At 55.4% G+C, this 13,059-nt stretch carries 15 protein-coding genes; 12 read left to right on the top strand and 3 right to left on the bottom strand.

Annotated features, from left to right (window positions below):
- Window positions 1-127 precede the first annotated feature (127 nt).
- A complete protein-coding gene (gene acpH / locus SPH27_RS09965; RefSeq protein WP_182071892.1) occupies window positions 128-709 on the bottom strand; it encodes an ACP phosphodiesterase in 582 nt (193 codons plus the stop codon).
- A 92-nt stretch (window positions 710-801) separates the two neighbouring features.
- Between acpH and queA the strand changes: the two genes are divergently transcribed.
- The 7 genes from queA to SPH27_RS09930 all read left to right on the top strand — a co-directional run bounded on the left by queA (window position 802) and on the right by SPH27_RS09930 (window position 7,468).
- On the top strand, window positions 802-1,872 hold the full coding sequence (gene queA, locus SPH27_RS09960; protein ID WP_039263914.1) for a tRNA preQ1(34) S-adenosylmethionine ribosyltransferase-isomerase QueA: 1,071 nt from the start codon (window positions 802-804) through the stop codon (window positions 1,870-1,872).
- A gap of 53 nt (window positions 1,873-1,925) precedes the next feature.
- On the top strand, window positions 1,926-3,053 hold the full coding sequence (gene tgt / locus SPH27_RS09955) for a tRNA guanosine(34) transglycosylase Tgt (RefSeq protein WP_003859110.1): 1,128 nt from the start codon (window positions 1,926-1,928) through the stop codon (window positions 3,051-3,053).
- Between the two features lie 22 nt (window positions 3,054-3,075).
- Window positions 3,076-3,408, top strand: a complete 333-nt coding sequence (gene yajC / locus SPH27_RS09950; protein WP_003859109.1) for a preprotein translocase subunit YajC — start codon at window positions 3,076-3,078, stop codon at window positions 3,406-3,408.
- Between the two features lie 27 nt (window positions 3,409-3,435).
- Entirely contained in the window at window positions 3,436-5,283 is a 1,848-nt protein-coding gene (gene secD / locus SPH27_RS09945; RefSeq protein ID WP_071884810.1) for a protein translocase subunit SecD, read from the top strand.
- A gap of 10 nt (window positions 5,284-5,293) precedes the next feature.
- Window positions 5,294-6,265, top strand: coding sequence for a protein translocase subunit SecF (gene secF, locus SPH27_RS09940; RefSeq protein WP_033144760.1), 972 nt, complete (start codon window positions 5,294-5,296; stop codon window positions 6,263-6,265).
- Between the two features lie 142 nt (window positions 6,266-6,407).
- Window positions 6,408-6,773: a VOC family protein gene (locus SPH27_RS09935; RefSeq protein ID WP_182071894.1), complete on the top strand. Its 366-nt coding sequence runs from the start codon at window positions 6,408-6,410 to the stop codon at window positions 6,771-6,773.
- A 14-nt stretch (window positions 6,774-6,787) separates the two neighbouring features.
- Window positions 6,788-7,468 carry a helix-turn-helix transcriptional regulator gene (locus SPH27_RS09930; protein WP_033144762.1) on the top strand — a complete coding sequence of 227 codons (681 nt, stop codon included), beginning with the start codon at window positions 6,788-6,790 and terminating at the stop codon, window positions 7,466-7,468.
- Window positions 7,469-7,613: 145 nt separating this feature from the next.
- On the opposite strand, the gene SPH27_RS09925 is transcribed toward SPH27_RS09930, so the two are convergent.
- Both SPH27_RS09925 and SPH27_RS09920 read right to left on the bottom strand, forming a co-directional pair.
- The gene (locus SPH27_RS09925) at window positions 7,614-8,477 is read right to left on the bottom strand and encodes a nucleoside-specific channel-forming protein Tsx (protein WP_028015691.1); all 864 of its coding nucleotides are present in this window, start codon (window positions 8,475-8,477) and stop codon (window positions 7,614-7,616) included.
- Window positions 8,478-8,744: 267 nt separating this feature from the next.
- Window positions 8,745-9,284: a DUF3251 domain-containing protein gene (locus SPH27_RS09920; protein ID WP_048978949.1), complete on the bottom strand. Its 540-nt coding sequence runs from the start codon at window positions 9,282-9,284 to the stop codon at window positions 8,745-8,747.
- A gap of 152 nt (window positions 9,285-9,436) precedes the next feature.
- Here SPH27_RS09920 and nrdR point away from each other — a divergent pair, with 152 nt between their 5' ends.
- From nrdR to thiL, 5 genes are all read left to right on the top strand, one after another.
- Entirely contained in the window at window positions 9,437-9,886 is a 450-nt protein-coding gene (gene nrdR / locus SPH27_RS09915; RefSeq protein WP_008503337.1) for a transcriptional regulator NrdR, read from the top strand.
- 4 nt (window positions 9,887-9,890) lie between these two features.
- Window positions 9,891-10,994 (top strand): bifunctional diaminohydroxyphosphoribosylaminopyrimidine deaminase/5-amino-6-(5-phosphoribosylamino)uracil reductase RibD, encoded by a 1,104-nt coding sequence (gene ribD, locus SPH27_RS09910; RefSeq protein ID WP_182071896.1) that lies wholly within the window; start codon window positions 9,891-9,893, stop codon window positions 10,992-10,994.
- A gap of 87 nt (window positions 10,995-11,081) precedes the next feature.
- Window positions 11,082-11,552: a 6,7-dimethyl-8-ribityllumazine synthase gene (ribE, locus tag SPH27_RS09905; protein WP_006176874.1), complete on the top strand. Its 471-nt coding sequence runs from the start codon at window positions 11,082-11,084 to the stop codon at window positions 11,550-11,552.
- Between the two features lie 21 nt (window positions 11,553-11,573).
- The gene (gene nusB, locus SPH27_RS09900) at window positions 11,574-11,993 is read left to right on the top strand and encodes a transcription antitermination factor NusB (protein WP_006809908.1); all 420 of its coding nucleotides are present in this window, start codon (window positions 11,574-11,576) and stop codon (window positions 11,991-11,993) included.
- Between the two features lie 77 nt (window positions 11,994-12,070).
- Window positions 12,071-13,042: a thiamine-phosphate kinase gene (thiL, locus tag SPH27_RS09895; protein ID WP_033144764.1), complete on the top strand. Its 972-nt coding sequence runs from the start codon at window positions 12,071-12,073 to the stop codon at window positions 13,040-13,042.
- Window positions 13,043-13,059: the final 17 nt, after the last annotated feature.

Genomic DNA, 13,059 nt, shown 5'->3' with positions numbered 1-13,059 from the left:
TTATACACAAAATCATTCAAGTTGCATCAAGGCGGCAAGTCTGGGAATCCCCGGGAACTTACTGAAGTAAGTGACTGGGGTGAGCAGACGTAGCCAACGCAGAGGCAGCTTGAAGGATGACGTGTATTTAAAGCTGTTTGTTTTTCGCCTGTACCATCATCCGCGGGTAAAACTGCCAGAAACGCGCTTCCAGGGCATCGTAATGTTCATCCAGGTCATACCAGGAATCCCGCAGCGCATCCAGTCGCGGTCGGCGGCTCGCCATCCCGTTCAGCACGTTCTGGATGAAATCCATCTCGCGATAGCGCTCCAGCCAGCGTTCCGACCATAAATAGTTATTCAGATTCACAAAGCGCAGCGGCGAGTCGGGCAGAATGATCGACACCTGCTGGTGGGCATAGCGCACAAACGCCGGCAAGGGCATCTCCGGCGACAGCTGTTCCCAGTGGCGCGACAGAAAGTGATCCCACATCACGTCGAGCGTGATCGGCGCAACGCGGCGCGTTTCAGGGCGAAACCACGCTTTGGCTTCCGTCACTTCCGGCAGCTTATCCGTCAGCACGTCGATGCGGCGGTGCATGAAAATCCCGTCGACAACCTCCGGGGAATAGTCCTCAGCGGGGTTGCCGCGTACGAAATCGGCCAGCAAATTGCCGGACAGGGAGCTGTCAGCGAGGTGAGCGAGATGCAGGTGAGCGAGAAAATTCATGCGTTTTATTTGTCCGGGGGCGGCTAGTTGTTGCAGCAAAAGGGTGTGAGCACTAGACTATGCCGCCTGTTTTTAAGTCACGAGTATACGTCATGCGCGTCGCCGATTTCTCCTTTGAACTACCTGAATCCCTGATTGCTCACTATCCCATGCCTGAGCGCAGCAGCTGTCGCTTACTGTCACTGGATGGGCCAACGGGCGAGCTGACGCACGGTACTTTCACCGATTTGCTCGACAAGCTCAACCCTGGCGATCTGCTGGTCTTTAATAATACCCGCGTGATCCCGGCGCGCCTGTTTGGCCGTAAAGCCAGCGGCGGCAAGATTGAAGTGCTGGTCGAACGTATGCTCGATGATAAACGTATTCTGGCACATATTCGCGCGTCTAAGGCGCCGAAGCCGGGCGCTGAACTGCTGCTGGGCGATGATGAGAGCATCAAAGCGACCATGACCGCGCGCCACGATGCGCTGTTTGAGGTGGCGTTCGATGACGAACGCACGGTGCTCGATATCCTGAACGCCATCGGCCACATGCCGCTGCCGCCGTATATTGAGCGTCCGGACGAAGAGGCCGATCGCGAGCTGTACCAGACCGTCTACAGCCAGAAGCCTGGCGCCGTCGCTGCGCCGACCGCGGGCCTGCATTTTGATGAGCCGCTGCTGGAGAAACTGCGCGCGAAGGGCGTGGAGATGGCGTTCGTGACGCTGCACGTCGGCGCGGGAACCTTCCAGCCGGTGCGCGTGGACAGCATTGAAGATCACATCATGCACTCTGAGTATGCCGAAGTGCCTCAGGATGTGGTGGACGCGGTGCTGGCGGCGAAAGCGCGCGGTAGCCGCGTCGTGGCGGTCGGTACAACGTCCGTGCGCTCACTCGAGAGCGCCGCGCAGGCGGCGAAGCGCAATCTTATCGAGCCGTTCTTTGGCGATACGCAGATCTTTATCTATCCGGGCTATCAGTACAAAGTGATTGACGCGCTGGTGACCAACTTCCATCTGCCTGAATCGACGCTGATTATGCTGGTGTCGGCATTTGCCGGTTATCAGAATACGATGGCGGCCTACAAGTCTGCGGTAGAACAAAAATATCGCTTTTTTAGCTACGGGGACGCGATGTTTATCACGTACAATCCGCTGGCTTTGAATGAGCGTGTCGGGGAATAAGTCCGCGGCACCGTTTTACAACGTTGGACTGTTTTTCTGACGTCGGAGAAAAAATGAAATTTGAACTCGATACCACCGATGGCCGCGCGCGTCGCGGTCGCCTGGTGTTTGATCGCGGCGTGGTGGAAACCCCCGCGTTTATGCCTGTGGGCACTTACGGCACCGTAAAAGGGATGACGCCGGAAGAAGTAGAAGCCACTGGCGCACAGATTATCCTCGGCAACACCTTCCACCTGTGGCTGCGTCCGGGTCAGGAGATCATGAAGCTCCACGGCGACCTGCACGATTTCATGCAGTGGAAAGGCCCAATCCTGACCGACTCCGGCGGCTTCCAGGTCTTCAGCCTGGGCGATATCCGCAAGATCACCGAGCAGGGCGTACACTTCCGTAACCCGATCAACGGCGATCCGATTTTCCTCGATCCCGAAAAATCGATGGAGATTCAGTACGATCTCGGCTCTGACATCGTAATGATCTTCGACGAATGTACGCCGTATCCGGCCGACTGGGATTACGCAAAACGCTCCATGGAGATGTCTCTGCGCTGGGCGAAGCGTAGCCGTGACCGTTTTGACTCGCTGCAGAACAAAAATGCGCTGTTCGGCATTATCCAGGGCAGCGTTTACGAAGATTTACGCGATATCTCTGTTAAAGGTCTGGTAGAGATAGGTTTTGATGGCTACGCTGTCGGCGGTTTGGCTGTGGGTGAGCCGAAGGAAGACATGCACCGCATTCTGGAGCATGTCTGCCCGCAAATCCCGGCGGATAAACCACGATACCTGATGGGCGTGGGTAAACCAGAAGATCTGGTTGAAGGCGTACGCCGCGGCATTGATATGTTCGACTGCGTCATGCCAACCCGCAACGCGCGTAACGGCCATTTGTTCGTTACCGATGGCGTGGTGAAAATCCGTAACGCGAAGCATAAGAGTGACACCAGCCCGCTCGATTCCGAGTGCGATTGCTACACCTGTCGCAATTATTCTCGCGCGTATCTGCATCATCTCGATCGTTGCAACGAGATTTTGGGCGCGCGTCTCAATACCATTCATAATCTTCGTTATTATCAGCGCTTAATGGCTGGTTTACGTAAGGCTATCGAAGAGGGTAAATTAGAGAGCTTCGTGACCGATTTCTACCAACGTCAGGGGCGGGATGTTCCACCGTTGAACGTTGATTAATTTTAATAATGAGGGAATTTGAATGAGCTTTTTTATTTCTGATGCGGTAGCGGCAACAGGTGCTCCAGCGCAGGGCAGCCCGATGTCTCTGATTCTGATGCTGGTTGTGTTCGGTCTGATCTTCTACTTCATGATCCTGCGTCCACAGCAGAAGCGCACCAAAGAGCACAAAAACCTGATGAACTCCATTGCCAAAGGCGATGAAGTACTGACTAACGGTGGTCTGGTGGGTCGCGTAACCAAAGTGGCTGAAAACGGCTACATTGCTATCGCCCTGAACGACACCACTGAAGTGGTCATCAAACGTGACTTCGTAGCTGCCGTTCTGCCGAAAGGCACCATGAAGGCGCTGTAATCCCAACTTTTCCCAAAGGGAACTGCCGTGTTAAACCGTTATCCTTTGTGGAAGTACATCATGCTGGTCGTCGTGATTCTCGTCGGCCTGCTGTACGCGCTTCCCAACCTGTATGGTGAGGATCCGGCTGTTCAAATCACTGGCGCGCGCGGTGTTGCCGCCAGTGAGCAAACGCTGATCCAGGTCCAGAAAACGTTACAAGAAGAAAAAATTACCGCTAAGTCTGTGGCTCTGGAAGAGGGTGCAATTCTTGCTCGCTTCGACACCACCGACACGCAGCTCCGCGCTCGCGAAGCGCTGATGGGCGTGCTGGGTGACAAATACGTCGTGGCGCTTAACCTTGCCCCTGCAACCCCGCGTTGGCTGGCTGCGATGAAAGCAGAGCCAATGAAACTCGGTCTTGACCTGCGTGGCGGCGTTCACTTCCTGATGGAAGTGGATATGGATACCGCGCTTGGCAAGCTGCAGGAACAGAATATCGACAGCCTGCGCAGCGATCTGCGTGATAAAGGCATCGCTTACACCACCGTGCGTAAAGAAGATAACTACGGCATGAGCATCACGTTCCGCGACAGCGCGGCGCGCGATCAGGCTGTAGATTACCTGACCCAACGTCACCGTGACCTGGTGATCACCTCTCAGGGCAGCAACCAGCTGCGCGCGGTGATGACCGATGCGCGTCTGAAAGAAGCGCGTGAATATGCCGTTCAGCAGAACATCAACATTCTGCGCAACCGTGTAAACCAGCTGGGCGTGGCTGAGCCGCTGGTGCAGCGTCAGGGTGCTGACCGTATCGTGGTTGAACTGCCGGGTATCCAGGATACCGCGCGTGCGAAAGAGATTCTGGGTGCGACCGCAACCCTGGAATTCCGTCTGGTGAACTCCAACGTCGATCAGTCCGCTGCCGCCGCAGGGCGTATTCCGGGTGACTCCGAAGTGAAACAGACCCGCGAAGGTCAGCCAGTGGTGCTGTACAAACGCGTGATTCTGACCGGTGACCACATCACCGACTCCACGTCGAGCCAGGACGAATACAACCAGCCGCAGGTTAACATCTCGCTGGATAGCGCGGGTGGTAACATCATGTCTAACTTCACCAAGGACAACATCGGCAAACCGATGGCGACCCTGTTCGTGGAGTACAAAGACAGCGGTAAGAAAGATGCAAACGGTCGTGCGGTGCTGGTGAAAGAGGAAGAGGTGATTAACATCGCCAACATCCAGTCTCGTCTGGGTAACAGCTTCCGTATTACCGGTATCAACAACCCGAACGAAGCGCGTCAGCTTTCTCTGCTGCTGCGTGCCGGTGCGCTGATTGCGCCAATTCAGATTGTTGAAGAACGTACCATTGGTCCAACTCTGGGTATGCAAAACATCCAGCAGGGTCTGGAAGCGTGTCTGGCCGGTCTGGTGGTCTCTATCCTCTTCATGATCTTCTTCTACAAGAAGTTTGGTCTGATTGCGACCTCCGCGCTGATCGCCAACCTGGTGCTGATCATCGGCATTATGTCCCTGCTGCCGGGGGCGACGCTGACCATGCCGGGCATTGCAGGTATCGTTCTTACCCTTGCGGTGGCGGTCGACGCCAACGTACTGATTAACGAACGTATCAAAGAAGAGTTGAGCAACGGTCGCTCTGTTCAGCAGGCGATTGACGAAGGCTATAAAGGCGCGTTCAGCTCCATCTTCGATGCGAACGTAACAACACTGATTAAGGTTCTTATCCTGTATGCAGTGGGTACTGGCGCGATCAAAGGCTTTGCGATTACAACCGGTATCGGTGTCGCAACGTCAATGTTTACCGCTATTGTCGGCACCCGTGCCATCGTGAACCTGCTGTACGGCGGCAAGCGCGTCAAAAAGCTGTCTATCTGAGGAGTGCGTTGTGGCACAGGAATATACTGTTGAACAATTGAACCACGGCCGTAAAGTCTGGGACTTTATGCGCTGGGACTACTGGGCCTTCGGCATTTCAGGTTTCCTGCTGATTCTGTCCATCGGCATTATGAGCGTGAAAGGCTTTAACTGGGGGCTGGATTTCACAGGCGGTACGGTCATCGAGATCTCCCTGGAAAAACCGGTCGATATGGACCAGATGCGCGAATCGCTGCAGAAAGCGGGCTTTGAAGAGCCGCTGCTGCAGAACTTCGGCAGCAGCCGCGACATCATGGTGCGTATGCCGCCGGTGCACGATGCCAACGGCAGCCAGGAGCTGGGCAGCAAGGTTGTTAGCGTGATTAACGAAACAACCAGCCAGAACGCGGCGGTCAAGCGTATTGAGTTCGTCGGCCCAAGCGTGGGTGCTGACCTGGCGCAGACCGGTGCGATGGCGCTGCTGGTAGCGCTGATCTCCATCCTGGTGTACGTCGGTTTCCGCTTTGAGTGGCGACTGGCGGCCGGTGTGGTTATCGCTCTGGCGCACGACGTGGTGATCACCATGGGCATACTGTCGCTGTTCCACATTGAGATTGACCTGACGATTGTGGCATCCCTGATGTCCGTTATCGGTTACTCACTGAACGACAGTATCGTGGTATCTGACCGTATCCGTGAAAACTTCCGTAAGATCCGTCGCGGTACGCCGTACGAAATCTTTAACGTGTCGTTGACCCAGACGCTGCACCGTACCTTGATCACATCCGGTACCACTTTGATGGTGATCCTGATGCTGTTCCTCTTCGGTGGTCCGGTACTGGAAGGCTTCTCGCTGACCATGCTGATTGGTGTCACCATCGGTACGGCGTCGTCTATCTACGTCGCATCCGCTCTGGCACTGAAACTCGGCATGAAGCGCGAGCACCTGCTCCAGCAGAAAGTCGAGAAAGAAGGGGCGGATCAGCCGTCCATTCTGCCGTAAGGCGACCTTTAGCGCGTTATCGAAATCCCGGTCTGTTGACCGGGATTTTTTTTATCTGCTCCTGACAAACACTCCTGACAGTATGCTGTCAGGAGCCCTGTCGTAGACTCCTTCTGAACCCAAACAACAGGCAGGAGGATGTATGAAAAGCGTCATTAACTGGTTTGAAATTCCGGTCGCGGATATGGATCGCGCCATCAAATTTTATGAACCGGTGATGCAGCTCGCGCTGCGTCGCGAGAAAATGGACTGTGCGGAGCTGGCCGTTTTCCCGCATGAGGATCAGTATACCGGCGGGGCGCTGGCAAAATTTGACGGCGTTACACCGTCTTTGCAGGGCGCTATTATTTACCTGCATACTGACAATCTGGCTGTCACGCTCGATCGCATCGCCTCCGCGGGCGGCGAGTGCGTGTTTGGCCCGCTGGAACTGCCGCATGGTATTGGCACTATCGCATTGTTTACCGACAGCGAGGGTAACCGCGTCGGCCTCCATCAACCTGCCTGAGAGCGGAATAAGAGATGACCCGACGCGCTGACCGTTTGTTTCAGATTGTGCAGATCCTGCGGGGCAGGCGTCTGACAACGGCAGCGCATCTGGCGGACCGGCTTGGCGTGTCCGAGCGCACGGTCTACCGCGATATCCGCGATCTGTCGCTTTCCGGCGTGCCGGTGGAAGGTGAGGCGGGGAGCGGATATCGGCTGATGTCGGGTTTTGACCTGCCGCCGCTGATGCTGACAAATAAGGAGTCAGAGGCGCTGATCGTCGCGATTCGCCTGCTCAAAACCTGGGGAGGGGAATCGCTTTCGCGCGAGCTGGAGTCGGCTCAGGAGAAGGTGCTGGCTATCCTGTCCGAGGAGAGTCGTCGAAAGGCAGAGCAGACGCGGATCTACGCCCCGGATTTTTGCATGCAAAGCCACTCCCGCAGCGATTTTGACAGGATCCATCAGGCGATTTCCGCCCAGCGCGTGCTGGCGCTGCATTACCGTGATGAGGCCGGGCAGCTCTCTAAACGCGAGGTCCAGCCGCTGGGCTTGTTCTTCTGGGGGGAGCGCTGGCTGCTGGCGGCGTGGTGCGAACGGCGCGACGACTATCGCTGTTTCCGGCTCGACCGCTGTCTCAATATTGTGCAGACGGAGAGGCGGTTTAGCGAGAGTGCGGACAGATCGCTGGCGGATTTTTTGCGGAAGGTTAAGCAGTAAAAAGCCAGCGCTTGAGCTGGCTTTTTTTGCCCGGCGGCGAGGTAAAAGTAAAACGGCAACGAATGTTGCCGTTTTTTGTATTTGTTCCCTCTCCCTGTGGGAGAGGGTCAGGGTGAGGGCATCAGCCCGCACAGTCCCGAACAGGTTAGAAGTTATAACCTACAACCAGGTAGCCACCCCAACCGGTTGATTTTGACGTGAAATCACCATCACCCCAGTTCACGGTATCTCCACCTTTCCACTGGCCGCCATTATGGAAATAACGCGCGACTACGGAGTAGTGCCAGTGATCGTAGTTCAGAGCCAGAACGTGGCTGGACGCGATAGAATTGCTGGTACGGTTCTTGTCATCACCCAGATCTGAGCCCCAGTCGAAGTTGGTGAAGCCGATGTAGGTCAGCTGGCCACCCCAAACCTGAGTGATTGGCACAAAGTATTTCACTTTGAAACGGTAGCCATCCCACTCGTTTTCGTTGGAAGCGCCATAGTTCTGCCACTGGTATTTCGCGTACACGTTCAGGGACAGTCCCATAGGCAGACCGGTATCGATGTCTGTACCCAGACCCATGTACCAGGTGCTCTGACGGCTGCCTTTGTTATCGCCCATATCGTAGATATAGTTGTTGGCGAAGTACCATTCTTTGAACGGACCAAAACTCAGATCAGTGCCCGTCAGCTTATCGATAGAGAAACGCGGTTCGATTTCCATGAACATCGGGGAACCGTCTGACCAGATACCTTTATCGTTGCCGTTGCCCCAGTCAAAGGTCTTAGGAATATCGATGTAGCCGTAGAAATCAAACCAGTCTTTTTTAGCAAACGCTTCGTATTCCAGGTAGACGTCGTTGTTCAGCTTTGGAGAAAAGCGCGTGTGGTAGCTGCCGACCACGTTAACGCTCTGGTGCCACCAGTCGGAGAGGTATTGTGGTTTATCGTTTTCCGCTGCGTTAACAGTGAAAGAGGAAGAAAGTGCCAGCACGGCGCCGGCTGCGAGTAATGTTTTTTTCATAATCATGCCACTGATTGAAATTCCCTTCCGGGAGTGAAAAATGCGCGAATTGCGTTTCTAAATATTTCGTGTTTCTGCGGTGCCTATTATAGGAATCCCTGCTCACAAAAATATGTGTTGTTTCACATATCTCTCACACGCGTAATCGATTGCGTTCACGTTTGCGTACTTTAAACGGGCGGGATTGTAGCGGCAATCATTTATGTTGCCAATCCATACGAAATGTAAATGTTAGCGGAGTGACATTTCACTCCGCTAAAGGGAGGGTTATTGCGCGGCGGGCTGGATATCGTGAATGCGGATGAAATCTAACCGATCCGGAGTCAGTCCGTTAAGCTGCAGCGGAATGTCAACATCGCTTGGTGCCAGCACGCTGGCCGGAGCGGTGAACAGCTGACTGTTAACATTCACCTCCTGGTAGCTCTCAGTGGTGCCCTGAATCTGTCCCCATTCGACGGTGCCGCTGAAGGCGGGCAACGGATCGTTGGACTCGCCCTGGATGCGTAATGTTGCGCGAGTACCATTTGCATTCGCCGCCACATTCACCAGAGACATTTTTAGCGTGCCAATCTGACTATTGAGACGCGCAGGCGTATTCGCTCCCGGCAGCAGATAAACCCCGCTGCTGGATTTGGCATTTAGCGCGTTTTGCTGGGTGATCTTCACCGTTTCTTTGTTCAGTTTGTCCATCGCCGCATTGAGCGTGTTCACGCTCTGTTTCATCTGACGGACTTCGGTTTGCTGTGCACAGGCGCTAAGGGTGAAGAGGCTCCCCACCAGCAAAATTTTAAGGTAACGTCTTGTCATTGCGTTTATTTCCTTGAAATAACGGATCGCCTTAATGGTAGCCAGCCTCAACGTGTCAGACATAGATCCTTTGTCTCAAAAAGCTCTTCCTTTGTTGTCAGGCCAGATCAGGGTAAAATGAAAATTAGTTAACCACATAACAGGGATACCGTATGCATTGCCCATTCTGCTCCGCTGTGGATACCAAAGTCATCGACTCTCGTCTTGTGGGCGAAGGGTCATCCGTACGCCGTCGTCGGCAGTGTCTGGTGTGCAACGAGCGTTTCACGACCTTTGAGGTTGCAGAGCTGGTAATGCCGCGCGTGGTGAAAAGCAACGACGTGCGCGAGCCGTTTAACGAAGAGAAACTGCGCAGCGGGATGCTGAAGGCCCTGGAAAAACGTCCCGTCAGCGCGGATGACGTTGAGATGGCGTTAAACCACATAAAATCTTACCTTCGTGGTTTGGGTGAGCGTGAAGTGCCGAGCAAAATGATCGGTAACCTGGTGATGGAGCAGCTGAAAAAGCTCGATAAGGTTGCCTATATCCGCTTCGCCTCGGTCTACCGCAGCTTCGAAGACATCAAAGAGTTTGGCGAAGAGATCGCCCGCTTACAGGATTAAGCTCATGCAGGATGAGATTTACATGGCGCGAGCCATGAAGCTGGCGCAGCGCGGTCGTTTTACCACCCATCCCAACCCGAACGTCGGATGCGTTATCGTTAAAGATGGCGAGATCGTAGGGGAGGGGTTTCACTATCGTGCCGGCGAGCCGCATGCCGAGGTTCATGCGCTGCGCATGGCGGGTGAGAAGGCGCGCGGCGCCACAGCCTACGTCACGCTGGAGCCCTGCAGCCATCACGGGCGTACGCCGCCGTGCTGCGAAGCGCTGATCGCGGCAGGCGTTTCACGCGTGGTCGCATCGATGCAGGACCCGAATCCGCAGGTTGCCGGACGAGGTCTGTATCGCCTGCAGCAGGAAGGCATCGACGTCAGCCATGGGCTGATGATGCAGGACGCGGAAGCGATCAACAAAGGCTTTCTGAAGCGCATGCGCACGGGGTTCCCGTATATTCAGCTCAAGCTGGGCGCCTCGCTGGACGGTCGTACGGCGATGGCAAACGGCGAAAGCCAGTGGGTAACCTCACCACAGGCAAGGCGCGATGTGCAACGTCTTCGCGCGCAAAGCCATGCTATTCTCACCAGCAGTGAAACCGTTCTGGCTGACGATCCGGCCATGACCGTGCGCTGGGACGCACTGAATGCCGATACCCAGGCGCTGTACCCGCAGGAGAACCTGCGCCAGCCGCTGCGTATTATCATTGATAGCCAGAACCGCGTGACGCCGGAGCACCGCATCGTGCAGCAGCCGGGTGAAACCTGGATTGCCCGCACTAAAGAAGATGCGCGCGAATGGCCGGAAGGCGTGCGCAGCATTATGGTGCCGGAGCATAACGGTCATCTGGATCTGGTAGTGCTGATGATGCTGCTCGGCAAGCAGCAGGTGAACAGCATCTGGGTTGAAGCGGGGCCAACGCTCGCCGGTGCGCTTTTACAGGCCGGACTGGTGGATGAACTGATTGTTTACGTTGCGCCTAAACTGTTAGGTCACGACGCGCGCGGCCTGTTTGTGCTGCCCGGCCTTGAAAAACTGGCCGACGCACCGCAACTCAAATTTAGCGAGATTCGTCCGGTAGGCCCGGATGTCTGCCTCCACTTAACGACAGCGTAATTGCTCCTGAAATAGGGAAGCAGTGCGCAAAGTATTATGATAAAATCCGCCCCCCTGCGGGGCCAAATGAACCCGTAAAGGAAGAGTATGAACATTATTGAAGCTGCTGTAGCTACCCCGGACGCTCGCGTCGCCATCACCATTGCGCGTTTCAACAACTTCATCAACGACAGCCTGCTGGAAGGTGCGATTGACGCCCTGAAACGTATCGGCCAGGTTAAAGATGACAACATTACCGTTGTTTGGGTTCCAGGCGCTTACGAACTGCCACTGGCGGCGGGCGCGCTGGCGAAAACCGGTAAATACGACGCGGTGATTGCGCTGGGTACCGTTATTCGTGGCGGCACTGCGCACTTCGAATACGTTGCGGGCGGTGCAAGCAACGGTCTGGCACACGTTGCGCAGGATGCTGAAATTCCTGTCGCGTTCGGCGTGCTGACCACCGAAAGTATTGAACAAGCCATCGAACGTGCTGGCACCAAAGCCGGTAACAAAGGTGCAGAAGCTGCACTGACCGCGCTTGAAATGATCAATGTATTGAAAGCCATCAAGGCCTGATTTTTTTGTAAGGGGAATTCCGTGAAACCTGCTGCTCGTCGCCGCGCCCGTGAATGTGCCGTCCAGGCACTTTACTCCTGGCAGTTGTCCCAGAACGACATCGCTGATGTTGAATACCAGTTCCTGTCAGAACAGGACGTAAAAGACGTTGACGTTCTGTACTTCCGCGAACTGCTGTCGGGAGTGGCGACTAATAGCGCGTATCTCGATGGCCTGATGAAGCCATACCTGTCCCGTCTGCTCGAAGAGCTGGGCCAGGTGGAAAAAGCAGTGTTGCGTATCGCGCTGTTTGAGCTGTCTAAACGTGATGATGTGCCGTATAAAGTGGCCATCAACGAAGCGATCGAGCTGGCGAAAACCTTCGGCGCTGAAGACAGCCACAAGTTTGTAAACGGCGTACTTGATAAAGCAGCACCTGCGATCCGTCCCCACAAAAAGTGATCCGCAAACCGGAGTCCTGCATTGCCTGACGGGCAGTGCGGCTCCGGTTTTTTCTTTTATTTGCTGAGGCATAACGTATGGCATGCGGCGAATTCTCCCTGATTGCCCGTTATTTCGACCGTGTCAGAACCTCTCGTCTTGATGTTGAAACCGGCATTGGCGATGACTGTGCACTTCTCAATATTCCCGAAAAACAGACGCTGGCAATCAGCACCGACACCCTGGTGTGCGGCCGTCATTTCTTACCGGATATCGATCCTGCCGATCTGGCGTATAAAGCCCTGGCGGTTAACGTCAGCGATCTGGCGGCGATGGGTGCCGATCCCGCGTGGCTGACGCTGGCTCTGACCCTGCCAGAGGTGGATGAAGCCTGGCTGGAAGCCTTTAGCGATGCGCTTTTTGAGCAGCTTAGCTATTACGATATGCAGCTGATTGGCGGTGATACCACTGCCGGGCCGCTGTCGATGACGCTGGCGATCCACGGCTACGTGCCGCTCGGCCGCGCGCTGAAGCGCTCGGGCGCAAAACCGGGCGACTGGATCTACGTGACCGGTACGCCGGGCGACAGCGCGGCAGGGCTGGCGATCCTGCAGAACCGTTTAACGGTTGAAGATGCTGACGACGCGGCGTATCTGGTGAAACGCCATCTGCGGCCAACGCCGCGTATTTTGCACGGCCAGGCGCTGCGCGAACGGGCAAGCTCGGCTATTGATCTCTCTGACGGGCTGATCTCGGATCTCGGGCATATCCTGAAGGCCAGCGGCGTAGGCGCGCGCGTTGACCTGGATCTGTTCCCGCTGTCGGAGCAACTGCTTCGCCATGTAGAGCCTGAGCAGGCCCTGCGCTGGGCGCTGTCCGGTGGTGAAGACTACGAGCTGTGCTTCACGGTGCCTGAGCTCAACCGTGGAACGCTGGACGTGGCGTTAGCGCATCTCGGCGCGAAGTTTACCTGCATCGGTCAGATCATGCCGGAGAGTGAAGGGCTGAAGTTTGTGAAAGACGGTGCGCCCGTTACGCTGGACTGGAAAGGATACGATCACTTCGCGTAAGTTTATGCGCGCTGTAC

It is taken from the genome of Enterobacter sp. A103 (genome assembly GCF_034427535.1).
In the GTDB taxonomy this organism is placed as follows: domain Bacteria; phylum Pseudomonadota; class Gammaproteobacteria; order Enterobacterales; family Enterobacteriaceae; genus Enterobacter; species Enterobacter asburiae_B.
The sequence above is the reverse complement of the archived record's forward strand: the minus strand, read 5'-3'. Positions and strand labels throughout refer to the sequence as shown.

Bases quoted from the DNA above. Each gene is read 5' to 3' on its own strand.
- nrdR (WP_008503337.1), top strand. From the start codon at position 9,437: ATGCATTGCCCATTCTGCTCCGCTGTGGATACCAAAGTCATCGACTCT.
- yajC (WP_003859109.1), top strand. From the start codon at position 3,076: ATGAGCTTTTTTATTTCTGATGCGGTAGCGGCAACAGGTGCTCCAGCG.
- thiL (WP_033144764.1), top strand. From the start codon at position 12,071: ATGGCATGCGGCGAATTCTCCCTGATTGCCCGTTATTTCGACCGTGTC.
- queA (WP_039263914.1), top strand. From the start codon at position 802: ATGCGCGTCGCCGATTTCTCCTTTGAACTACCTGAATCCCTGATTGCT.
- ribE (WP_006176874.1), top strand. From the start codon at position 11,082: ATGAACATTATTGAAGCTGCTGTAGCTACCCCGGACGCTCGCGTCGCC.
- acpH (WP_182071892.1), bottom strand. From the start codon at position 709: ATGAATTTTCTCGCTCACCTGCATCTCGCTCACCTCGCTGACAGCTCC.
- SPH27_RS09925 (WP_028015691.1), bottom strand. From the start codon at position 8,477: ATGAAAAAAACATTACTCGCAGCCGGCGCCGTGCTGGCACTTTCTTCC.
- SPH27_RS09930 (WP_033144762.1), top strand. From the start codon at position 6,788: ATGACCCGACGCGCTGACCGTTTGTTTCAGATTGTGCAGATCCTGCGG.
- ribD (WP_182071896.1), top strand. From the start codon at position 9,891: ATGCAGGATGAGATTTACATGGCGCGAGCCATGAAGCTGGCGCAGCGC.
- SPH27_RS09935 (WP_182071894.1), top strand. From the start codon at position 6,408: ATGAAAAGCGTCATTAACTGGTTTGAAATTCCGGTCGCGGATATGGAT.
- tgt (WP_003859110.1), top strand. From the start codon at position 1,926: ATGAAATTTGAACTCGATACCACCGATGGCCGCGCGCGTCGCGGTCGC.
- SPH27_RS09920 (WP_048978949.1), bottom strand. From the start codon at position 9,284: ATGACAAGACGTTACCTTAAAATTTTGCTGGTGGGGAGCCTCTTCACC.